We start from the raw sequence: 20,431 nt of genomic DNA, 5'->3' as shown, positions 1-20,431 counted from the left end.
TGCGGGGAACAAAAACATGAAAAACATTGTCGTCATCGGCGCGGGCAATATCGGTTCGGCAATCGCCTGGATGCTGGCCGCCACCGGCGATTATCGCATCACGGTTGCCGATCGTTCAGCCGATCAGCTGGCCAATGTGCCGGCGCATGAACGGGTCGACACCGAAATCGTCGACATTACCGACCGTCCCGCTCTGGAAGCACTGCTAAAAGGCAAATTCGCCGTGCTCTCCGCCGCCCCCTTCCACCTGACGGCGGGTATTGCCGAAGCGGCCGTTGCCGTCGGCACGCATTATCTCGATCTCACCGAAGACGTGGAATCCACCCGCAAGGTCAAGGCGCTGGCGGAAACGGCCGAAACCGCGCTCATTCCGCAATGCGGCCTCGCCCCCGGCTTCATCTCCATCGTCGCTGCCGATCTCGCCGCCAAGTTCGACAAGCTGGACAGCGTGCGCATGCGCGTCGGCGCTCTGCCGCAATATCCGTCCAATGCGCTCAACTACAACCTCACCTGGAGCACCGATGGGCTGATCAACGAATATATCGAGCCCTGCGAAGCGATCGTCGAAGGCCGCCTCACCGCCGTTCCGGCCCTTGAGGAGCGCGAGGAGTTCTCGCTCGATGGCATCACCTACGAGGCGTTCAACACCTCGGGCGGTCTCGGTACGCTTTGCGCGACGCTGGAAGGTAAGGTGCGGACCATGAACTACCGCACTATCCGTTATCCCGGCCATGTGGCGATCATGAAGGCGCTTCTGAATGCCCTCAACCTGCGCAACCGCCGCGATGTGCTGAAGGACCTGTTCGAAAACGCCCTGCCCGGCACCATGCAGGATGTGGTCATCGTCTTCGTCACCGTCTGCGGCACCCGCAACGGCCGCTTCCTGCAGGAAACCTATGCCAACAAGGTCTATGCCGGCCCGGTTTCCGGCCGCATGATGAGCGCCATCCAGATCACTACCGCCGCCGGCATCTGCACGGTTCTCGACCTGCTCGCGGAAGGCGCCCTGCCGCAGAAGGGCTTCGTTCGACAGGAGGAAGTGGCGCTGCCGAAGTTCCTCGAAAACCGGTTTGGCCGGTATTATGGCTCGCATGAGCCGCTGGCGCGGGTTGGGTGAGAAATATAAACCGGGCGAAAAAATATCTCCTCCCATTCCTCCGTCATACCGGCTTCGAGCCGGTATCCAGCCAGCCCAAGTCCCTGGGCTGAAAAACCCTTCTCGCCGCGCAGACGCGCGGCGGCTGGATGCCGGATCAAGTCCGGCATGACGGCGAAGGTGACGAATCCATTACGTCCCGCAAAACGTCCTGAACACCCGCTCATGGCTCATCGGCGGCTGCATATAGACGAAATTATCCGGCCGCTCCTCGAAAGGCGTCGCAATCGCCTTCAGCATGGCGTGGAAGGGCTCGAAATCATCCTCTTCCACCGCCGCTTCGATCAGTTCCTCGATACGGTGGTTGCGCGGGATGATGGCGGGATTGGCAGAGAGCATCGCGCCTGACCTTTCGGAATCGGAAATACCCTCACGACCGGCTCTTTCCCGCCAACGGGTGAGAAATTCGTCCGCCCCCGCGATATCGATGAACATGCCGCGGAATGGCTCGGCGTCGCCATTGGCCGCATGGGAAAGACGCCGGAAGGTCAGCGTATAATCCGCTTCAGATGCCTGCATCAGCGCCAGCAGCGCCTGCACCAGATCCATGTCGCCCTCTTCCTCAGTCGTCAGGCCAAGCTTTTCGCGCATGCCGGTAAGCCAGCGTTGGGGAAAGGCGGCGGCGAAATCGGCGAGAACGGCATTGGCGAGTTCGGCGGCTTTTTCCACTTGCGGATCGAGCAGCGGCAGCAGGCATTCCGCCAGCCTTGCGATGTTCCATTGCGCGATGCCCGGCTGATTGTTGAAGGCGTAACGGCCCTGTGCATCGATGGAGGAGAAGACCTTGTTGGGGTGATATTCATCGAGGAAAGCGCAGGGGCCGAAATCGATGGTTTCGCCGGAGACCGCCATATTGTCGGTATTCATCACGCCATGGATGAAACCCACCATCATCCATCGGGCGATGAGTTCACATTGCCTCCCGGCGATGCCGCGCAGCAGGGCGAGGTAAGGATTGTCTGCCTCTTTCGCCTCGGGATAATGACGGTCGATCACGTAGTCCGCGAGGTTTTTGATCGCCTCGTCATCCTCGCGCGCGGCGAAGAACTGGAAAGTGCCGACACGGATATGGCTTGCCGCAACGCGGGTGAAGACGCCGCCCGGCAGGCCGACTTCGCGCTGCACCCTTTCGCCGGAGAGGACGGCCGCAAGCGCCCGCGTGGCGGGGATGCCAAGCGCAAACATCGCTTCCGACACGATATATTCGCGCAGCACCGGGCCAAGGGCCGCACGGCCGTCTCCCCTGCGTGAAAACGGCGTCGGGCCGGAGCCCTTGAGCTGGATATCGCGGCGGTTGCCGTTACTGTCGATCACTTCACCAAGCAGAATGGCGCGGCCATCGCCCAGCTGCGGCACGAAGCCGCCGAACTGGTGGCCGGCATAGGCCATGGCCAGCGGCTCGGCCCCCTGCGGCACGACATTGCCGGAAAAGATCGCCGCCAGCCTTTCATCATCAAGGCCGGCCACATCGAGAAGGAGTTCGTCGGCCAGCCCGCGATTGAAAGCGATGAGGCGCGGCGCCTTCACCGGCGTCGGCAGCACGGCGGCGCTGAAGCGTTCCGGCAGGCGGGCATAGGAATTGTCGAATTTCATCACGGATAAACTCCCTGCTTTGCCCCTATATGGGGCCGGAAGGCGACGGATGCGAGCGATAAATGCCGCGCCTCGTCCATGGCTTCATTCAATTTTGCGCAATGAACTTTCCCGCGCCATCATCGTTCCTATGCTTGACCAGCAGAATGCCGAACGGAAAGGAAAAGCAATGACCGTTGTTGAAGCCGCAGCCGAACCGGAAAGCGCCATCCGCACCCTCCACACCGAACTGCCTGTCAACGCCACCTTCCATGTCTGGCTGAAGGCGAAAAAAGATGCCGAGCCCGGCGCCGTCTCCTTTTCCAATCAGAATGGAAAATTCGCTGAAGTTTCAAGCGTCAATACGGAAGAGTTCGGTTTTCGAATCTACCAGGTGTTTGGCGGCGGCCATGTGGAACTGAGTTACGACACGGTGACCACAGCCGTTTCCGTCATCTACTGGTTCACCGCGTCCGATGTGCTCGAAACTGGCATCACCGTTGTCCATACCAAGCCTGATAATGCCGCGCCCGAACTTCCCGGCAGCTATCACTTCCGTCCGCCCTTTGGCTGGATGAACGACCCGAACGGCTTTGGCCGCTTTGAGGGCCGCCCGCATCTGTTTTATCAGCATTATTCTCACGGGCTGCGCTGGAACACCATGCATTGGGGCCATGCCGTCTCCTCCGATTACCTTCGCTGGCGGCACCTGCCGATCTTCCTCTTCCCTTCAGAGGATCTGACGACGCGGCCGGACAAGCGCGGTGGCGCCTATTCCGGCTCGACGATTCCGCTGGTGGAAGGCACCGGCATCCGCGTCTTCTTCACCGAGCAGGTGCAGGACCGCATTCCCGAGCAGCAGATACAGCTGACCGCCACCTCGTCCGATCTCATCATGGCTGGGCAGGCCGAGGTCATTCTCGGCACCCGGCCGGACGGACAGGGGCTGACACCGGATTTCCGCGACCCTTACGTCTTTCGTGGCCCGGATGGCCTGTGGAAAATGGTGCTTGGCAGCCAGAGCGATGGCGGCGGCGTCATTCTGCTCTACGAAACGCTCGACCCCACGGCGGCATCGGGCTGGACCTATGTCGGCAAACTCTGGGTGGAAACACGCTACAAGACAACGGCCATCGAATGCCCCTGCCTGCTGCCGCTCGATGGCCCGGTCAATGCCCGGTCCACCCGCTGGGTGTTGATCTACGGGCTGATGCATTCGGAGGACCCGGAGACCGGCCGCAAGAACCTGACTATGGCCGATGTCGGCTGGGTTGACGGCAAAGCCTTCACCAAGGAATCCGGGCAGGAGCTGGATTTCGGCACCGATAATTACGCCTTCCAGGCCTTTCTCGATGGCGACAGCATCATCGGCATGGGCTGGCTGGCAAACTGGGCGGATGCCAATCCGGAGATCGATTTCCCGACCTCGATGACGCTGCCGCGCCGGATTCATTATGTGAATGGCGAGCTTCTGACCCCGCCCATCGGCGCGGCGGAAAGCCTGCGCAGCCATATTCTCGACCGCACGCGGCTTGCCGCCGGCGAACGCGTCACCTTCATCAACGGGGCGGTGGAAATATTGTTCGAGCTTGCCTCACCCGGCGCGCCCTTCGAACTGATGCTCGATCATCCGACGGTTAAGCTTGGCGTCGTTTCCGATGAAACGGGGCTGTGGATCTGCCATGAGGACGGGCGCGACGGCCCCTCGCCGCATTATATCGCCCGGGGAGCCAAGGCATCCCGCATCCGCATCTTTCTCGATTATGGCTCGATTGAGGTCTTCGCCAATCGCGGGCGATATGTGGGCACCAAGCGCATCGAAGGTTTCGAACCCGTGCGCTCGGCGCTGCTGAAGGCCGCCCCCGGCGCGGTGGTGCATGCCACCAGCTGGGCGCTGAAACCGTGAGGAACCTTTTGACGGATTGGGCGGTTGATAGACCGAAACCGCCCAATCCGCCGAAAGGAGAAACGGCATGACCAAAATCCGCGACACCAGCGATCCGATCCTGTTTCCAACCGAAGCCAATGAAAACAAGGCAGAGAAGAAACGCGCCGGCAAGGGCATCATCATCATTATCGGCGCAATCGCCATTATGTCCTTCGTCGTTTATCTGGCGGCGATCACCATCGCCGCCACCCAGTCCTGATCAAGGCCGCGAAGGGCCTTTCACTTTGTTGGGTCGCATTTCCGGACGGAAAACCCGGTTCCACTTTTTTTGGAAATGCTCTAGCGCCTTTCACCCCGCAACCCGCTGGCGGTCATGATCGCCAGCAGCGATACGACCACACCCAGCCCATAAAGATAAACCATCGGCATCGTCACATCCGCACGCTCGATCTGCGCCACGAGATCGCTGGCGGCGGCGACAGTGCCGCTTGCGCCAGCACCGGCCGCAGAGCCGAGCGTCGCGACCGTCGGCAAAAGCGCACCCGTCATCTTGCGTTCCTCTTCCGGCGCTGCTTCCATTGCCGCCTGGCTGATGCCGGCCCAGGACATGCCGAAGGCCGATCCGATCAGGATTTGCCCGAGCAGCATTTCTCCCCAGTTGCCGGTCGCCAGCCCCAGCCCCAGCAGGGCGCAGCCCGGCACCATCTGGTAGGGACCGTAATGCAGGCACAGTTCCCGCAGGCGGCTAGAGCGCAGGCTGCCGATCAGCATTGCCACGAAGCTCCAGGCAAGCGGCATCGTCACCACGATGAAACCGGCAAAGGTGGGCTCATGCTGCCAGAGATTGATAGCGACATAAGCGAGATAGACGCTGCCCAGCGCATGGGCATAGGACATCAGGAACAGCACCCAGAAACCGCTGCCGAGCACCGTCTTCAGCCGGAAGGAATTCTTCGGGAACAATCCGACGGAAGGCCGTGGGCCAGCCCGCAGCGACGCCCACAACAGCACCGCCCCCGCCAGCAGGGAAATCGCCCGCAGGCTCGCATCCTCGAAGGCGGAAGGAGCGGAAAAGGCCAATGCGCCGACAAGGCAGAAAACCAGCGGCACCAGCGGTTTGCGCGTCGCCGCCACCGGCCGCTCGGCGGAGACGGCAATGGTGGTATAGGCCAGAAGCAGCAGGATCAGCGGCGCCGACAACAGGAAGGTGGCGCGCCAGGAGATGTGTTCGGTGGCAAAACCGCCGGTCAGCGGGCCGATGAAGGAGGCGACCGCCCAGATCGCCGCCTCGATGGCGAAGACCTTCGGCAACAGGCCGGAGCGGAAACCGGCGGGAATGAGACTGTAGCACACGGCGACGATCAGCCCGTCCGCCAGTCCCTGCAAGGCCCGGCCAACGACGACCCACAAGAAGTCGCCGGCGATTGCCGAGAGAACCGAACCGAAGGAAAAGATCAGGCAGCACAGAAGCAGGACGGTGCGCGCGCCAAAACGTTCGCGAAACAGCACGGCGGTGACACCGCCCGCCACGGAACCGACGAAATAAAGACTATAGGCCCAGCTGTCAAAACCCGCGCCGCCGATTTCGTTCACGGCCACGGGCAAGGCCGTCACGACAGCGACCTGATTAAAAGCGTGCAGGCCGATACCGAAGGAGATGACGGTCAGAAGCGAGAGATTCGCCCCGCTCAGCAATTCGCTCCAGCCGTTTTTCTCCGCCATTTCGATACTCGACAAAGCCGTATCCTTTCCATTTTTTCGGGTACGGCCGGCAAACTAGAACCTCAAGCGCCATTGAGGTCAAGACGGCTTTTTCAGGTCATTTGTTCTGAAGGAATTCTCGCGCGGCAGGAACCCTCCGCGCGCCCGCTCGTTTGCCGAAGAACCGACAGAAAGGATACCGTCATGGACCGCAAGAAAATCCTGCCCCTTAACGAAGACGCCATGGACGAGGATCTGCTCGATCTCGACATCGACGCCCTTCCCGCCAAGGGAGAGATTCCGCAATCCATCGAACAGGAAATCGAGGAAGAAGAGGCCGAGACCGAGGACGACCCCTATCAGGAAAGTGACGAGGCCCTGCCCAACGATGCCGAGGAACGGGTGATCAACCGCAATCCCTCACGGGAAGGCGGGGCTTTCGACGAGGTTTAGGGAAGACTGACGGTGCGACCGGACACGAGGCGCGTGAGCATATAGCGTAGATGATCCTGCCCGCCGGAAAAGACCGCGAGAATACGCACGGTCTTTTCACCCTCATCGATATCGAAATAAAAGACAGCCTGATTTTTCGTTACCCGGCGTAGGCCGGGTAATATTTCGGGCAACAATGTTCCCTCGAAGGGCGCTTTGTGAAGCGCTTCCATATCCGCTTCAATCGACCCCACGCGTCGTACAGCGCGCGTGAAAGCTGCTGGCAAGGCGTCGCCGAGGTCGAGATAGGACTGGATGAGATGGTCGAGAATGAGGCCGAGGTCTTGATCTGTCTGTGTTGAACGCAGGACCTTATAGGCCATAGCCGGCCTTTCTGGCCGCTATCATGGCTGCTGTTCTTTGTTTACCTTCCTCAACGGAGACGAAGTCGTCCTGCTTACGATCTGCCAGCAGGTCGCGAAGCGCAGCAAGCTCGGCGTCCCTCAACTCGGTCTCCTGCCGAAGCAGTTCCAGCCCACGCTGGACGACGGCACTGAGGCTGGCGTAACGCCCTTCCTCCACCAGCCTGCGCGCGAAGCTGTCCTGTTGATCGGAGATGGAAACTGACGCCTTAACGGACATTGTGGCACTCCCTCGACAGGACAGATCATGCTACTCAGTAGCACATCTTTCCTGTTCATTCCAGCAACGAGATGCTTCAACCCGCCCTTTCCGGCGAATAACCGGCTTCGCGGATCGCCGCTTCCGCAGTTGCGGCGTCGCCCGTTACCGTGAGCCGGTGGGCGGAAAGATCAATGCTGACGGCGGCATCGGGAAGCACCTCAGTGAGAGCGCCGCGCAGCGTCTTTTCGCAATGGCCGCAGGTCATGTCTGGAATGAGGAAGGTGGTTGCACCCATGGTTTTCTCCTTCTGGCCGGTAGCGATATTTTCGCGCCGGTTGTCATAAAGTTCAGTGGGTTCGCACAGGCCTGGCGTCGTTCTTCTCAGCGCCGGCGAGATCATCGAGGATGGGGCAGTCGGGCCGGTGGTCGCCGCCGCAGCAATGGGCGAGATGGGACAGCGTCTTCACCATGCTCTTCATCTCGGCGATCTTCTGTTCGAGATCAGCGATGTGGACGAGCGCAATTTCCTTCACCGCCGAACTCTCACGGCTTTTGTCCTGCCAGAGTTTCAGCAGCGTCTCGGTCTCCTCCAGCGAGAAACCGAGCGTGCGCGCCCGCTTGATGAAGCGCAGATTGTGCACGTCCTGCTCGCCATAGACCCGGTAATTATTGCCGGTGCGGGCGGCGGGGGTGATGAGGCCAATCTGCTCGTAATAACGGATCATCTTGGCGGAAACGCCCGATGCTTCCGATGCCTGGCCGATATTCACGATGTCACCTCCCTGTGTGCAACCTTCGCCCGTTTCAACCTCAGCGCATTGGCGAGAACGAAGACGCTGGACAGCGCCATTGCCCCCGCGCCGATCATCGGCGACAGCGTGATGCCGAAGGCCGGATAAAGCACGCCCGCCGCAACCGGTATCAGCGCCACGTTGTAGCCGAAAGCCCAGAACAGGTTTTCCTTGATGTTGCGGATGGTTGCGCGACTCATCTCGATGGCGTTGACCGCACCCATGAGATCGCCGCCGACCAGCACCACATCGGCGCTTTCGATGGCGACATCCGTTCCCGTACCGACGGCGATACCGATATCGGCCTCGGCCAGCGCCGGCGCATCGTTGATGCCGTCGCCGACAAAGGCGAGCACCTTGCCGCCTGCGCGCATCTCGTGGATCGCCTTCACCTTGCCCTCGGGCAGCACTTCCGCCACCACGCGGGAAATGCCGACCTGCCGGGCGATTGCATTGGCCGTGCGGGCATTGTCGCCCGTCACCATGGCCACTTCGATGCCCATCGCCTGCAGCGCCCTGATGGCGGCAACACTCGATGGTTTCAGCGGATCGGCGACGGCGATCGCAGCCGCCAGCCTGCCGTCGATGGCGGCATAAAGCGGCGTCTTGCCCTCGTCACCCAGCCTTGCCGCCGCATCCGCGAAGATATCGACGGAATGGCCGAGTTTCGCCATGAAGCGATCCGCGCCAACTTCGACCCTGCGGCCATTGACGTTGGCGGCGATACCGTAACCCGTGACGCTTTCGAAATTTTCAACGGTCGGAGGTTCAAGTCCCTCTCCCGCTACCACACTCCGGTCTTCCGCAGCCCGGACGATGGCTTCGGCAATCGGATGCTCCGAGCGGCCCTCGACGGCGGCGACGAGCGCCAGAACCTCGTTTTCGGCAAATCCTTCCGCCACCACGAGGTCCGTCAGTTCCGGGCGGCCCTTGGTCACAGTGCCGGTCTTGTCGACCACAACGATTTCAGCCGAACGCAGCTCCTGCAGGGCCTGTCCCTTGCGGAACAGCACGCCCAGCTCCGCCGCCCGGCCGGTGCCGACCATGATAGAGGTGGGCGTGGCGAGACCCATGGCGCAGGGGCAGGCGATGATGAGCACCGCGACCGCATTGACCAGGGCGAATGTATAGGCGGGTTCCGGGCCGAATATCGCCCAGACGATGAAGGTCAGCACCGCAATGGCAATGACAACGGGCACGAAGAGCGCAGTGACGCGGTCCACCAGCAGCTGGATCGGCAGCTTGGACCCTTGAGCCTCCTCCACCATGCGGATGATCTGCGACAGCATGGTATCCGCGCCCACCTTGGTCGCCTTGAACTTGAAGGCGCCAGTCTTGTTGATGGTGCCGCCGACGACCGTTGCGCCGACCGTCTTTTCCACCGGCACCGGCTCGCCTGAAATCATCGATTCATCGACATAGGACGAGCCTTCGACGACTTCGCCATCCACCGCCAGCCTTTCGCCGGGACGGATGACGACGATATCGCCGGCCACCAGATCATCGGGGGAAATATCGATGGTGGCGCCGTCGCGCTCCACACGGGCGGTCTTCGCCTGCAGGCTCATCAGCTTGCGGATGGCGTCTCCTGTGCGGCCGCTGGCGCGGGCTTCGAGAAGCCGCCCGGTCAGGATCAGCGTGACGATGACGGTTGCCGCTTCATAATAGACGAACTGTGCCTCTTCCGGCAGTAGATCGGGCGCGAAGGTCGCCACGACGGAATAGGCGTAGGCCGCCGTCACGCCCAGCGCCACAAGAGAATTCATTTCCGGCGCACCGCGCAGCAAAGCGGGAAAACCGGTCTTGAGAAAGCGCAGGCCCGGCCCAAAGATCACCGCCGTCGCCAGCACGAAATAGATGTAATAGAGGTTCTGCGTCTCGATGAGACCCATCAGCCAGTGATGCATCGGCTCATAGAGATGGCCGCCCATTTCCAGCACGAAAAGCGGCGCGGTCAGGATCGCGGCAATCGTCAGGTCGCGTTTCAGCGCGCCCTCCTCACCCGCATGCTGCATATGGTCATGGCCGCCGGTTTCGCCCGCCATCTGACCATGGCCCTCATGATGTCCCTGGTGCTGGTTATGATTGTGATGGGCGGAATGATCGTGCGGTTTCGGTGTCTTCAGCGCGAACCCGGCAAGCTTTGCCGTTTCCACCAATGCGTCCCGTTCGCGCCGGCCGCCGATCGTTTCCACCGAGACCTTGCCTGAAGCCGCGTCTACCTTGACGGCGATTGTGGTGGCGACCGCTTCCAGAACGGCCTTCAGCCGCCCGGCCTGCGCCTCGTCCTGCACGCCTTCCACCGTAAATTCCTGCCGCTCCGGCGCGATATCATACCCGCCCTTCTTGATGGCGGCGCCAGGCGTGCGCGCCGAAAACCCCTCGGCGGGGTCGACGGTAAGCTTCTTCGTGGCGAAGTTCCCGGAACTCGACATGACACCGGGCACCTCGGCGGCAGCCGGTTCCACCCGCCGCACGCAGGAAGCGCAGGTCATGCCCTCCGCGGGAATGGAAACCGGTTCATTTCGATGGGCGTGTTTGACTGTCTCGTTCATGGGAAATCCCCTTTCGAGACCCTATGTAGAGATTCCCATGATGGGAAGGTCAAGGGAAGGGAAAGGTTTTTGTTGAACACACAATCGTGAGCGCAGCCACGCTTATCGCCGCCGCCCGCTCGGCAAGAAAGAGTATGGAGGGGGCGGCAATACACGCGTTGAATTTGATGCTCATTTGAGCTACAAACAAATCTCTAAAAAGGAGATTGATCATGACCGCAAATGCTTATGTGAGAGCGCGCATCGATCAGGCACTCAAGGACGACGCGACTGCCGTGCTCGACAGTCTGGGACTGACTGTTTCCGACGTCATGCGAATGATGCTGACGCGCATTGCCCGAGAAAAAGCACTGCCGATAGAACTGACGCAACCGAACGCTGAAACGCTCGCCGCGATTGAAGAAGCGCGCGCCATCGCGGCTGCCAGGCGCAATCGTTTCGGCACGGCGCAAGCCTTGTTTGACGCCCTTGATGGTAACAAGCGGTGACGGATAAGAAAGGTCACGGAAAAGAGGCGGCATCGAAGCGAACGGTGCTGCCGCGCAGTTCGGATTTCACCAGGCAATTTATCAAGGACTGGCAACGGCTGAACAATTCCGGGCGTTATGACATGGTGAAACTGAAGGAGATCATGCTCCTTCACATTGCCAACGAAGCGCCATTACCGGCGCAGTTTCGTGACCATGAATTGACCGGAGAATGGCACGATCATCGCGAATGCCATGTCGGCGGGGACTTTCTGTTGATCTACAAACTTGATGAGAAGCAGAACCTTCTCATCTTCACCCGCGCAGGAACGCACGCCGAGCTTTTCAGGTAGAGACGCGATCTGAAAGATACGATCTCGCTACCGGTGCACGGCCAGCCGCGGAATATCGCGCAGGAAGGCATCGCGCACGGCGGGGCCGAGCGGCTCGTCGGACGGTTTGTCGGAAACGCGCAGCCTTGCGAAGACGATGTGCTGGCCTTCGCGCTCTGCCCAGCCGACGAACCAGCCGAAGGGACGGTTGCGGTCGGGGTTGCCCTTTTCGTCACGCATGTAGCCGGTGCCGGTCTTGCCATGCACGGCCCAGCTTTCCGGCGCATCAAAGACCGGAACGATTGCCCTTGTCTTCGCCTGCGCATCACGCGAGACCGGCAGATTGCCGGCCAGGAGGCGGCGGAGGAAGCCGACCTGCTCCACCGGCGAAACCGTCAGCGACGATCCGAGCCAGGAATGGGTCAGGCCGTTATTCTTGCCCGGCTCACCGGAAACATCGGCATTGCCGTAACCGAGACGCTTCACATAGGCGGCGAATTTATCCGGTCCAAGGCGACGGGTGATTTCACGCGAATACCACAGGACCGAATCCTGTTCCCATATCGAGGGATCGACCGTCTTGCGGTCGGAGGCGCGCGCCTCCGTGCCGGGTTTCCAGTCCCAGGCGGGCGTCTTTTCATCCTGAAGAATGCCGGCATCGTAACCGATCAGCGCCAGCGGCACCTTGAAGGTGGAAGCCGGCGCCACGCGCTGGTCGCAGGCGCCCTGCTGGTTGATGATCGCGCCGGTCTCGATTGAGGTGACGAGCGTGCATTCGAAGGCCTGGGGCTGTTGCTGGGCATCAGCGGAAAACGGCAGGAGCCCCGGAAGGGCAAGGCATGAAAGAACGATGGCGGGCAGCCGGTAGCGCATGCGTTTTGATGTCCCTCGTCCGCTTTGCGGATCATTTGCCGGAATGGCCTGAAGCTGTCTTTGATTTCAGACAAGTCGATCCCGAAACCGTGACACGCTTTCGGACGACATGCCTTTAGGAGAATGATGGGGCAGGAATAGGACCAAAACGAAAATCGACGTTTTCCGTCACATCCGCTCCTTTTCGCCCGCCCTCTCGCCGACCGTCAGCGGCCAGTCGACCACATAATCCTCGAAGTCGTCAACATCCACATCGGCTTCGCTGACGGTGCGGCCGCGTGCGGAAATGCCCGCCTCATGCACCGTTTCCGTATCGCCGGAAACAAGATAGTGCCACCAGTAGAGATCCTTGCCATCACGCACCAGCGCATAGGCGCAGGTGGGCGGCAGCCAGCCGATCTCATGGACCTTCTTGAGGTCCAGCTGGATACAATCCGGCACGGTGGCGCGGCGGTTTTCGTAGTCGGAGCATCGACAGCTCTCGCCATCGAGCAGCATACAGCGGACCGAGGTGAACGCCACTTCGCCGGTGTCCCAGTCCTCCAGCTTGTTGAGACAGCAGAGGCCACAGCCGTCGCACAGGCTTTCCCATTCCTCACCGGTCATCTCGGTCAGCGATTTGGTTTTCCAGAACGGCGCGTCATTCATCGTTAACATTTCCGTTTCATTTTGATCACTTGGACAGGAGTGTTTAACCGGTCCCTAATCCTTTATATCGTATCGCCAAGGGCTGGTTTGTACGATATTTTAGCATATTGGCAGGCGGCAGAGGGGTCATTGGCCCGCGAACTGCCGCCACGTCAAGCAATTCCGACATAACCATGCCACGGTTTTGCGTCGGGAATGGGTTGAAGCGCAGAATATCGACGATCGCGTTGCGTTGAACAGGAACACATCGGCACGTGCAGGAAGAAAAAGACGATAAGAACGGCCGTAAAAAACGGCACATCCTGCTCCGGATCGATAGCTTCATCGACTCCGGCCTGTGGACGGCTGCGGCAAGGCTGGTGGATTTCTGGGAAGACGTCACCATCGCCTCGCGCAAATTGCATGTGCGCGGATGGAAGAAGCTTCTCGTCAACCTCACCTGCGACGCGCTGACCTTCGGAACGGCGGGGTGCGTCGTGCCTCTGGGGCTCACCACGCCCGCCCTCCCGGAAACCAAGAAGGGCTGGCGTTACCGCGGCGATTTCGCCGTCACTTTCCTTGATCGTTACGGCAATACCATCGGCCATCGCGGCATCATTCATGAAGATTCCGTCCCGATCGACCAGATGCCTGATCATTTCATCAAGGCGGTACTGGCGACCGAAGACCGGCGTTTCTTCGACCATTTCGGCATCGCCTTCATCGGCCTTGCCCGCGCCATGAGCGAAAACGCCCGCGCCGGCGGCGTGGTGCAGGGCGGTTCGACGCTGACGCAGCAGCTCGCCAAGAACCTGTTCCTCACCAATGAACGCTCGCTGGAGCGCAAGATCAAGGAAGCCTTCCTCGCGCTGTGGCTCGAGACCAACATGTCGAAGAAGGAAATCCTCAGCCTCTACCTCGCCCGCGCCTTTATGGGCGGCGGCACCTTCGGGGCGGCGGCGGCGGCACAGTTTTATTTCGGCAAGAACCTGACCGATGTGCCACTGGCCGAATCCGCCATTCTGGCCGGCCTGTTCAAGGCACCGGCCAAATATGCGCCGCACGTCAACCTGCCCGCCGCGCGTGCCCGCGCCAACACCGTGCTTTCCAACCTCGTACAGAGCGGATTGATGACCGAGGGCCAGGTGATCGGCGCGCGGCGCAATCCGGCCACCGTCATCGACCGCGCCGATGTGAAGGCGCCGGATTATTTCCTCGACTGGGCCTTCGACGAAGTGCAGCGGCTGGCCGCCGAAGGTAAATTCAAGGACCATACGGTGGTCGTGCGCACGACCATCGATACCGGCCTGCAGCAGGCGGCCGAACAGGCGATGGAAATGGGCCTGCGCGAATATGGCGAAGGTTACCGCGTCAAGCAGGGCGCGATGGTGATGATCGAAAATGGTGGCGGCGTGCGCGCCATGGTCGGCGGGCGTGATTATGGCGAAAGCCAGTTCAACCGCGCCACGGCGGCGCTGCGCCAGCCCGGCTCCTCCTTCAAGGTCTATACCTACTCGGCCGCCATGGAAAAGGGCATGAAGCCGGAGACGCTGATTTCCGATGCGCCGGTGACCTGGCGCGGCTGGTCGCCGCAGAATTATGGCCGCTCCTATGCCGGCAAGGTGACGCTGCAGATGGCGCTCGCCAAATCCTATAATACCGTGCCGGTCCGGCTCGCCAAGGATGTGCTCGGCACGCAGGTCATCGTCGACACGGCCAAGGCCATGGGTGTCGCAACACCGCTTCGCAGCGACAAAACCATTCCGCTCGGCACTTCGGAAGTGACGGTTCTCGACCAGGCCACCGCCTATGCCGTGTTCCCGGCCGATGGCATGCAGTCACGCCGCCATGGCATCGAGCAGGTGCTGGATTACGAGGGCAATGTTCTCTACGATTTCAGCCACAACGAGCCGCCTGCCAAGCGCGTGCTCTCCGAAGACGCCAATTCCAAAATGAACCAGATGCTGGTGACCATTCCCGTCATGGGCACGGCCCGCCGCGGCGCGCTTGACAATGGCATCGTCTCCGGCGGCAAGACCGGCACCTCGCAGGCTTACCGCGACGCCTGGTATGTGGGTTTCACCGGCAATTATACGACCGCCGTCTGGTTCGGGAATGACGAATTCACACCGATGAACAACATGACCGGCGGCGCGCTGCCCGCCATGGCCTTCAAACGGCTGATGGATTACGCCCATCAGGGCATGGAGCTGCGCCCCATCCCCGGCATCCAGAACCCGTTGCCGACAGGCGCGCGCCCGCAGCCTTCGGCGGAAGTGGCAGCCGCAGCCACCAGCACCCCGGCCCTGCCGGCCCTCACCCGCCCACGCTCGCTCTCTGCCGAGGCCACCCGCGTCATTCGCTCCATCGCCAAGAAGATGAAGGATGCTTCGGCCTTGAGTGTGACGACGCAGAAGGTGGCGGATGCGTCTTTGCGTGACGGCGCGGAGGATGCGGCGCGGCGGTGATGTTGCGGGCAACCGGCCAGGTTTCTGACGGAGAGTGTCGCTCACCCCCCTCTGCCCTGCCGGGCATCTCCCCCTCAAGGGGGGAGATCGATATGCGGCGAGGTCTCGCCCGTCTCAACGTTAGCGAATGAAGTGGTGGTAGCACCGCTCGCCGATCTCCCCCCTTGAGGGGGAGATGCCCGGCAGGGCAGAGGGGGGTAAGCCACTCACTCTACGGCTCCCGTCTCTCCAAATCCGGCGTCAGTCATCTCACCGCAACAACACCGCCCTCGCCGTTTCCACCATATGTGATGTCAGCGCACCGAGACGCTCCGCCGCAAGCCGGTTCACCTGCCAATAAAGCGGAATATCAAGCGGCGTGCCGGGAACGACCTCCACCAGCCTCCCCGCCTCAAGATGCTCCCCCACAAGCTGCACCGGATTGAGCCCCCAGCCCATGCCGGCAAGGCTTGCCTTCACGAAACCGTCCGTCGAAGGCAGCCAGTGGGTGGGATAGGAGACATCCTCGCCCAGCGCCTCCCTGATCCAGCTCGCCTGCAACCGGTCCTTCTGGTTAAAGGTCAGCCCCGGCGCCCGGCCAAGTGTTACGGGCGTCACGCCATCCGCGAAATGGCGGGCCATGAAATCCGGGCTGGCGGTGGCGTGATAGCGGAGCACGCCAAGCGACGTTACCCGACAGCCCTGCACCGGCTTGGCGTGGGCGGTCACGGCGGCAAGCACCCTGCCCGCGCGCAGCCATTCCACCGTATGATCCTGATCGTCCACTGCGATGTTGACGAGATAATCGCTGCCGCCGGTGAATCTTGAAACCGCATCCAGAAACCATGTGCCGAGGCTGTCGGCATTGGTGGCGATATTGAGCGTCACACGCTCCGCCGCCGCACCTGTCTCTGCGAGCGCCGGAAGCTGGCGGAACAATTCGCTTTCCAGCATGCCGACATGATCCATGTGCCGGCAAAGCCACTCCCCCTTTTCCGTCGCCACACAGGGGTTACCGCGCACGATCAGCACCACACCCAGCCGCTCCTCCAGCTGCTTGATGCGCTGTGAGACGGCCGAAGGCGTGACACACAGCACCTGCGCCGCCTTTTCGAAACTGCCGGTCTGGGCAACGAGCGCCACGGCGCGCATAGCAGGGTAGTCGAGCATTACGATACTCGATGTGAAGGCTGGTTTTGACCTGTGACAAGCACAGGAATTAGGGTGGAGGTGAGGAAACCACTCATGAGACCCGTCCGTGGAATAGCGTTACAGTGAATTAGTTTAGCTTATCTGGATTGAGTTTATTTAACTGGATTAAACCATTCCGCCCAAATATCCAAGCACTCGGTCCGGAAGCAACGCCTTCGGCCATTCCACATGGACAGAGGCAGGGGCCGCGACGCGCATGGACATCCAGATCTTCTTCACCGGCCTGACGATGGGCCTCAGCCTCATCGTCGCCATCGGCGCGCAGAATGCCTTCGTTCTGAAGCAGGGTCTGGCGCGTTCGCATGTGTTTGCCGTCTGCGCCACCTGCGCGATATCAGATGCGCTGCTCATCACCATCGGCGTGTTTGGGTTTCAGCGGATCAGCGCCATCATGCCGGCGCTCGATCCCATCATGCGTTATGCGGGGGCCGCCTTCCTCATCTGGTATGGCGCAAAAAGCCTGCATTCGGCGCTGCGTTCCTCCGAGACGCTGTCGGTGACCGAGCGGCAGGAGGCGAGCCTGTGGCAGACGCTCGCCATCTGTCTGGCGCTGACCTTCCTCAACCCGCATGTCTATCTCGATACCGTCGTGCTGCTCGGCACCATTTCCACGCAGTTCCCCGGCTTTGAGAAAACCTTTGCGGCGGGCGCGGCCACCGGCTCGCTGGTATTCTTCTTTTCGCTGGGTTATGGCGCGCGCTGGCTGCGGCCGATTTTCGAAAAACCCTCCGCCTGGCGCATTCTCGAAGGCGTCATCGCCGTCACCATGTGGGCCATCGCCTTCAAGCTCGTCATGGGCGCATAGGCAAGGAATTTCGCGCTCCAGTCACTTTCACGAGGACTAAACAGGCCGCGCCATTTTCCAAACGGGGAATCAGTGATAGTCCTCGACCTGTTCAAAACGGGAAAACAGCGTGTTCCGAGTTCCATTCCTTGTCGGCATCGCCCTTCTGATCGCCTTTGGCGGCGGTATTGCCGCAACACTCGCAGCACTTGAGGCGACATCCGGCTTTGGATCGATCCGCATCGGCTCGTGGGATGCCTTTCCCGAAGCGCAGACGATCGAGGCCGACCCTTACGCCAAATCGCACCGCGCCGATGCCGGCAAGCTGCTTTACGGAACGGCCGAGGGGCTGGCCTTCACCGCCTCCGTCGACAGCGATGGACAACGCCTGAGCGGCGAGTGCCGGTACCGGCTGGCCGGCGCCGTGCCGCCCGCCCGTTTCTGGACGATTTACACCGCCGACCAGCAGGGAAATGTTCTGGCTGAAGATGCCGGGCGGCCCTTCGCGCTGAATTCCCGCACGCTTCTGCGCAGCGCCGATGGCGGCATCGACATCACCATCGCCCCTGACGCCCAGACCTATAACTGGCTGTCGGTGCCGCAGGGCCAGACCTTCAAGCTCGTCATGACCCTGCTCGACACACCGGTTGCCGGCAGTTCCGGCCTGATCGACATATCCATGCCGCAAATCCGCAAGCTGGGGTGTGGCAATGCTTAGGGTCCTGCTCGCCATCCTCACCGGTCTCGTCGGCGCAGCCGTGCTGCACGTCATCATCCTTCTCGCGATCCCGCATTTCAGCAATCGCGACGCCAATACGCGCGCCGTTGCGGAAGGAAAACCGCATCTGTTTCATCTTCTCGAGGAGACGACGGAGAAAAAGACGCTTGGTAGCGGCGATCCCTTCATGCGGGTGGCCGTCTGCACCTTTAACATCGAGGAACAGCCGATCCGCTTGACCGCCGTCGGTGCGGTACCCTTCTGGTCGGTCGCGGTTTACGACAAGGCCTCGAATGAGGTGTTCAGCATGAATGACCGCACATCCGCCGCCGGGGTGATGGATATTCTGGTAGCTGATGCGGTGCAGATAGCCGCCATCCGCAAGGCGCAGCCGCCCTCGCTTTCGCAGGCCATTCTGGCGGAATCGGATCAGACGGAAGGATATGTGGTTTTGCGGACCATGGTGCCGCAGCCGAGTTTCGGCGAAGAGGCGGAACGGTTCCTGAACGAGGCGAAATGCCAGCCGACGCCGTGGAAATAGCGTCTGGCATCATCGGCAATCAGGATTTGAGGGCGGTTTCCACTGCGGATTTGCCCTTGCGCGCGACTTTGCCGGTCGGCTCGGTATCACGTTTTTCATAACGCACGCCGGTAAACAGCACGACCTTCGCCGGGCCGATCAGCTTTCCGACAACGCCGGCGGGACGCAGGCTTCGTCGGGCGTCGCTGATTGGAATAATCTCTGCCATGCTCATCTCCTCTTCGGGACATGATTGTCAATGTTGCCCATGGGAACCGCGCAAGCCTCATCTTGCGTCGGGAATTTCATCACCATCACATTGCGCATAGGCCAGCCCACAGACTGGTTTTCGCACGATCCAAAAATCCAAAAAGATTCTTACAAGGGGATCGTGCGCAGATTCAGGCTTCGCATGCCATTTTTGCATTTATTCCGTCGATAAGAATAACATGGAATCCTAATACTGCCCATGAAATTACAAACAGACAGAGGTTAATGATCCGTTAACCCTAATTGCCGGGCCGTCACTTATTCCTCCCGGCGCCACACCCCTTGAAAACAAAGGCCATGCGGTAAAGTTCCACGGCATTTCGTCCGTTGTGAAGGTTTTAAAATTTCCTTGTTGATAGAGGCAGATTCCCTCTTGCTACCCCCCATAGTTAACAGGACGTCAACGCATTTGCTCTAATTTGAACCGATATTGTGTTTGCGTTTGTTGGGTAGTGCGTTGACCGACCGGTTTCGAGAACTTGAGAGGCCAAGAGCCGTGAGGAAGAAAGATGTGGTGCTGATGGCCACCGTGACGAATTTCGAGACTGTTTCGCATCCGTCAAAAACGGACCTTCGGCAGTTCGCCGAACTTTTCATGCCGCTTTTCAACGCCTCCACCGATGAAGCCAAGCGGGAGGCGATCGCCGCACTCTCGCAGCATCCGAGCGTGCCGTCAGCCGTCGCCTTCTTCATCGCCTGCCAGCCGATTTCGCTTGCAGCGCCCTTTCTCATCTCCTCGAAATGCCTCGATGACGACACGCTGATCACCATCGCCCGCACGCAAGGCGCGGCGCATGCGCGCGCCATCGTCCGGCGCGAGGATCTCTCCCCCACCGTCATCGACGCGCTTGTCGGTCTGCGCCACGCGGAAGATCTGAAACGGCCGGAAGAAGAAACGACTGCCGCCGAACCGCAGGTGGCGGCAAGCCCCGAAGAACCGAAAGCGGAAGAAAAGACTGACAACATCGCCGCCGCTTCCGCACTCGAAGAAGAAATGCGCCAGCGGATCAAGCAGATGGCGCATCACCTCAACCGCCCGGAAAGCGACGTCCTCGGCCTTCGCCGCCTGAGCGAAGTGCAGGAGGCGCTGCTGGTGCGTTTCGCCCGCGAGCGCAATGCCCGGCAATTCGCGGTGGCGCTGGCGGATTCGCTGTCCTCCAGCTACTGGCTGTCGGAGCGCATCATGCTCGATATATCAGGCGCGCAGCTGGCGACGACGCTCACCGGTCTTGGCATGGAATTTTCCGAGGCGGCCTTCGTGCTGCAATGCTTCTATCCGCATCTTGCCGCCGCCGAAGGCGACATGAGCCGCGCCGAAGCCCTGCTCGACCGCCTCGACATCGTGGAATGCGAAGAGCGGCTGGAAAGCTGGCGGCGTGCCGACAGCTATACGCATGGCCGCGCGCGGCCGAGCCGCAGCGCACCGGCTGTGCAGAGAACTGGCACGCAAGGGTAAGCAAGG

The 20,431-nt window shown here is 60.9% G+C and carries 23 protein-coding genes; 11 read left to right on the top strand and 12 right to left on the bottom strand.

The window, feature by feature from the left end:
- Positions 1–16: 16 nt before the first annotated feature.
- Positions 17–1,117, top strand: coding sequence for a saccharopine dehydrogenase family protein (locus tag ASB65_RS10740; RefSeq protein ID WP_060723959.1), 1,101 nt, complete (start codon positions 17–19; stop codon positions 1,115–1,117).
- Positions 1,118–1,288: 171 nt separating this feature from the next.
- Here ASB65_RS10740 and ASB65_RS10735 read toward each other — a convergent pair whose 3' ends face one another.
- Positions 1,289–2,749 (bottom strand): protein adenylyltransferase SelO, encoded by a 1,461-nt coding sequence (locus ASB65_RS10735; RefSeq protein ID WP_060723958.1) that lies wholly within the window; start codon positions 2,747–2,749, stop codon positions 1,289–1,291.
- A 169-nt stretch (positions 2,750–2,918) separates the two neighbouring features.
- Here ASB65_RS10735 and ASB65_RS10730 point away from each other — a divergent pair, with 169 nt between their 5' ends.
- Positions 2,919–4,634, top strand: a complete 1,716-nt coding sequence (locus ASB65_RS10730) for a glycoside hydrolase family 32 protein (RefSeq protein ID WP_060724181.1) — start codon at positions 2,919–2,921, stop codon at positions 4,632–4,634.
- Between the two features lie 67 nt (positions 4,635–4,701).
- Positions 4,702–4,875: a hypothetical protein gene (locus ASB65_RS28695; protein WP_020009686.1), complete on the top strand. Its 174-nt coding sequence runs from the start codon at positions 4,702–4,704 to the stop codon at positions 4,873–4,875.
- Between the two features lie 80 nt (positions 4,876–4,955).
- Here ASB65_RS28695 and ASB65_RS10725 read toward each other — a convergent pair whose 3' ends face one another.
- On the bottom strand, positions 4,956–6,344 hold the full coding sequence (locus tag ASB65_RS10725) for an MFS transporter (RefSeq protein WP_245301390.1): 1,389 nt from the start codon (positions 6,342–6,344) through the stop codon (positions 4,956–4,958).
- A 177-nt stretch (positions 6,345–6,521) separates the two neighbouring features.
- Here ASB65_RS10725 and ASB65_RS10720 point away from each other — a divergent pair, with 177 nt between their 5' ends.
- Complete coding sequence (locus tag ASB65_RS10720; protein ID WP_060723956.1) at positions 6,522–6,770, top strand: hypothetical protein; 249 nt, start codon at positions 6,522–6,524, stop codon at positions 6,768–6,770.
- Here ASB65_RS10720 and ASB65_RS10715 read toward each other — a convergent pair.
- The 6 genes from ASB65_RS10715 to ASB65_RS28170 all read right to left on the bottom strand — a co-directional run bounded on the left by ASB65_RS10715 (position 6,767) and on the right by ASB65_RS28170 (position 10,933).
- Positions 6,767–7,132 (bottom strand): hypothetical protein, encoded by a 366-nt coding sequence (locus ASB65_RS10715; RefSeq protein WP_060723955.1) that lies wholly within the window; start codon positions 7,130–7,132, stop codon positions 6,767–6,769. The two genes, ASB65_RS10720 and ASB65_RS10715, sit on opposite strands and share 4 nt — an antisense overlap.
- Positions 7,122–7,391: a ribbon-helix-helix domain-containing protein gene (locus ASB65_RS10710; protein WP_003509217.1), complete on the bottom strand. Its 270-nt coding sequence runs from the start codon at positions 7,389–7,391 to the stop codon at positions 7,122–7,124. The genes ASB65_RS10715 and ASB65_RS10710 overlap by 11 nt, the downstream gene beginning before the upstream one ends.
- Positions 7,392–7,467: 76 nt before the next feature.
- Entirely contained in the window at positions 7,468–7,668 is a 201-nt protein-coding gene (locus ASB65_RS10705) for a heavy-metal-associated domain-containing protein (protein WP_060723954.1), read from the bottom strand.
- A 52-nt stretch (positions 7,669–7,720) separates the two neighbouring features.
- Positions 7,721–8,143, bottom strand: a complete 423-nt coding sequence (gene cueR, locus ASB65_RS10700) for a Cu(I)-responsive transcriptional regulator (RefSeq protein WP_003509219.1) — start codon at positions 8,141–8,143, stop codon at positions 7,721–7,723.
- Positions 8,140–10,719 (bottom strand): heavy metal translocating P-type ATPase, encoded by a 2,580-nt coding sequence (locus tag ASB65_RS10695; RefSeq protein WP_060723953.1) that lies wholly within the window; start codon positions 10,717–10,719, stop codon positions 8,140–8,142. Before ASB65_RS10695 ends, cueR begins: the two co-directional genes overlap by 4 nt.
- A gap of 49 nt (positions 10,720–10,768) precedes the next feature.
- Positions 10,769–10,933 carry a hypothetical protein gene (locus ASB65_RS28170; RefSeq protein WP_153463487.1) on the bottom strand — a complete coding sequence of 55 codons (165 nt, stop codon included), beginning with the start codon at positions 10,931–10,933 and terminating at the stop codon, positions 10,769–10,771.
- Here ASB65_RS28170 and ASB65_RS10690 point away from each other — a divergent pair.
- Together ASB65_RS10690 and ASB65_RS10685 are read left to right on the top strand one after the other, a co-directional pair.
- A complete protein-coding gene (locus tag ASB65_RS10690) occupies positions 10,932–11,207 on the top strand; it encodes a type II toxin-antitoxin system RelB/DinJ family antitoxin (protein ID WP_020811442.1) in 276 nt (91 codons plus the stop codon). The two genes, ASB65_RS28170 and ASB65_RS10690, sit on opposite strands and share 2 nt — an antisense overlap.
- A complete protein-coding gene (locus tag ASB65_RS10685) occupies positions 11,204–11,539 on the top strand; it encodes a type II toxin-antitoxin system YafQ family toxin (RefSeq protein ID WP_060723952.1) in 336 nt (111 codons plus the stop codon). The genes ASB65_RS10690 and ASB65_RS10685 overlap by 4 nt, the downstream gene beginning before the upstream one ends.
- A 27-nt stretch (positions 11,540–11,566) precedes the next feature.
- On the opposite strand, the gene blaOXA is transcribed toward ASB65_RS10685, so the two are convergent.
- Both blaOXA and ASB65_RS10675 read right to left on the bottom strand, forming a co-directional pair.
- Entirely contained in the window at positions 11,567–12,391 is an 825-nt protein-coding gene (gene blaOXA, locus ASB65_RS10680; protein WP_003509224.1) for a class D beta-lactamase, read from the bottom strand.
- A gap of 168 nt (positions 12,392–12,559) precedes the next feature.
- Positions 12,560–13,039: a YcgN family cysteine cluster protein gene (locus ASB65_RS10675; RefSeq protein ID WP_060723951.1), complete on the bottom strand. Its 480-nt coding sequence runs from the start codon at positions 13,037–13,039 to the stop codon at positions 12,560–12,562.
- Positions 13,040–13,293: 254 nt separating this feature from the next.
- On the opposite strand from ASB65_RS10675, the gene ASB65_RS10670 reads away from it, so the two are divergent.
- A complete protein-coding gene (locus ASB65_RS10670; protein WP_060723950.1) occupies positions 13,294–15,486 on the top strand; it encodes a transglycosylase domain-containing protein in 2,193 nt (730 codons plus the stop codon).
- A 249-nt stretch (positions 15,487–15,735) separates the two neighbouring features.
- Here ASB65_RS10670 and ASB65_RS10665 read toward each other — a convergent pair whose 3' ends face one another.
- Positions 15,736–16,635, bottom strand: a complete 900-nt coding sequence (locus ASB65_RS10665) for a LysR family transcriptional regulator ArgP (RefSeq protein WP_060723949.1) — start codon at positions 16,633–16,635, stop codon at positions 15,736–15,738.
- A gap of 238 nt (positions 16,636–16,873) precedes the next feature.
- Here ASB65_RS10665 and ASB65_RS10660 point away from each other — a divergent pair, with 238 nt between their 5' ends.
- The 3 genes from ASB65_RS10660 (at position 16,874) to ASB65_RS10650 (ending at position 18,720) form a co-directional block, all read left to right on the top strand.
- The gene (locus tag ASB65_RS10660) at positions 16,874–17,482 is read left to right on the top strand and encodes a LysE/ArgO family amino acid transporter (protein ID WP_060723948.1); all 609 of its coding nucleotides are present in this window, start codon (positions 16,874–16,876) and stop codon (positions 17,480–17,482) included.
- 109 nt (positions 17,483–17,591) lie between these two features.
- Positions 17,592–18,179: a DUF1214 domain-containing protein gene (locus ASB65_RS10655; protein WP_003509240.1), complete on the top strand. Its 588-nt coding sequence runs from the start codon at positions 17,592–17,594 to the stop codon at positions 18,177–18,179.
- A complete protein-coding gene (locus ASB65_RS10650) occupies positions 18,172–18,720 on the top strand; it encodes a hypothetical protein (RefSeq protein WP_003509243.1) in 549 nt (182 codons plus the stop codon). The genes ASB65_RS10655 and ASB65_RS10650 overlap by 8 nt, the downstream gene beginning before the upstream one ends.
- A 19-nt stretch (positions 18,721–18,739) precedes the next feature.
- Here the strand turns inward: ASB65_RS10650 and ASB65_RS10645 are convergent, their stop codons facing one another.
- Entirely contained in the window at positions 18,740–18,928 is a 189-nt protein-coding gene (locus ASB65_RS10645) for a hypothetical protein (protein ID WP_003509245.1), read from the bottom strand.
- A 561-nt stretch (positions 18,929–19,489) separates the two neighbouring features.
- On the opposite strand from ASB65_RS10645, the gene ASB65_RS10640 reads away from it, so the two are divergent.
- Positions 19,490–20,425, top strand: coding sequence for a DUF2336 domain-containing protein (locus ASB65_RS10640; protein WP_245301389.1), 936 nt, complete (start codon positions 19,490–19,492; stop codon positions 20,423–20,425).
- The last annotated feature ends 6 nt before the right edge of the window (positions 20,426–20,431 follow it).

This window comes from Agrobacterium tumefaciens str. B6, from assembly GCF_001541315.1.
In the GTDB taxonomy this organism is placed as follows: domain Bacteria; phylum Pseudomonadota; class Alphaproteobacteria; order Rhizobiales; family Rhizobiaceae; genus Agrobacterium; species Agrobacterium radiobacter.
The sequence above is the reverse complement of the archived record's forward strand: the minus strand, read 5'-3'. Positions and strand labels throughout refer to the sequence as shown.

Excerpts from the sequence above, each read along its gene's own strand:
- ASB65_RS10715 (WP_060723955.1), bottom strand. The coding sequence starts at position 7,132 with ATGGCCTATAAGGTCCTGCGTTCAACACAGACAGATCAAGACCTCGGC.
- ASB65_RS28170 (WP_153463487.1), bottom strand. The coding sequence starts at position 10,933 with ATGATCAATCTCCTTTTTAGAGATTTGTTTGTAGCTCAAATGAGCATC.
- ASB65_RS10660 (WP_060723948.1), top strand. The coding sequence starts at position 16,874 with ATGGACATCCAGATCTTCTTCACCGGCCTGACGATGGGCCTCAGCCTC.
- ASB65_RS10730 (WP_060724181.1), top strand. The coding sequence starts at position 2,919 with ATGACCGTTGTTGAAGCCGCAGCCGAACCGGAAAGCGCCATCCGCACC.
- ASB65_RS28695 (WP_020009686.1), top strand. The coding sequence starts at position 4,702 with ATGACCAAAATCCGCGACACCAGCGATCCGATCCTGTTTCCAACCGAA.
- ASB65_RS10640 (WP_245301389.1), top strand. The coding sequence starts at position 19,490 with ATGGCCACCGTGACGAATTTCGAGACTGTTTCGCATCCGTCAAAAACG.
- ASB65_RS10735 (WP_060723958.1), bottom strand. The coding sequence starts at position 2,749 with ATGAAATTCGACAATTCCTATGCCCGCCTGCCGGAACGCTTCAGCGCC.
- ASB65_RS10695 (WP_060723953.1), bottom strand. The coding sequence starts at position 10,719 with ATGAACGAGACAGTCAAACACGCCCATCGAAATGAACCGGTTTCCATT.
- ASB65_RS10710 (WP_003509217.1), bottom strand. The coding sequence starts at position 7,391 with ATGTCCGTTAAGGCGTCAGTTTCCATCTCCGATCAACAGGACAGCTTC.
- ASB65_RS10705 (WP_060723954.1), bottom strand. The coding sequence starts at position 7,668 with ATGGGTGCAACCACCTTCCTCATTCCAGACATGACCTGCGGCCATTGC.
- ASB65_RS10650 (WP_003509243.1), top strand. The coding sequence starts at position 18,172 with ATGCTTAGGGTCCTGCTCGCCATCCTCACCGGTCTCGTCGGCGCAGCC.
- ASB65_RS10645 (WP_003509245.1), bottom strand. The coding sequence starts at position 18,928 with ATGGCAGAGATTATTCCAATCAGCGACGCCCGACGAAGCCTGCGTCCC.
- ASB65_RS10690 (WP_020811442.1), top strand. The coding sequence starts at position 10,932 with ATGACCGCAAATGCTTATGTGAGAGCGCGCATCGATCAGGCACTCAAG.
- ASB65_RS10665 (WP_060723949.1), bottom strand. The coding sequence starts at position 16,635 with ATGCTCGACTACCCTGCTATGCGCGCCGTGGCGCTCGTTGCCCAGACC.
- ASB65_RS10740 (WP_060723959.1), top strand. The coding sequence starts at position 17 with ATGAAAAACATTGTCGTCATCGGCGCGGGCAATATCGGTTCGGCAATC.
- ASB65_RS10720 (WP_060723956.1), top strand. The coding sequence starts at position 6,522 with ATGGACCGCAAGAAAATCCTGCCCCTTAACGAAGACGCCATGGACGAG.
- ASB65_RS10675 (WP_060723951.1), bottom strand. The coding sequence starts at position 13,039 with ATGAATGACGCGCCGTTCTGGAAAACCAAATCGCTGACCGAGATGACC.
- blaOXA (WP_003509224.1), bottom strand. The coding sequence starts at position 12,391 with ATGCGCTACCGGCTGCCCGCCATCGTTCTTTCATGCCTTGCCCTTCCG.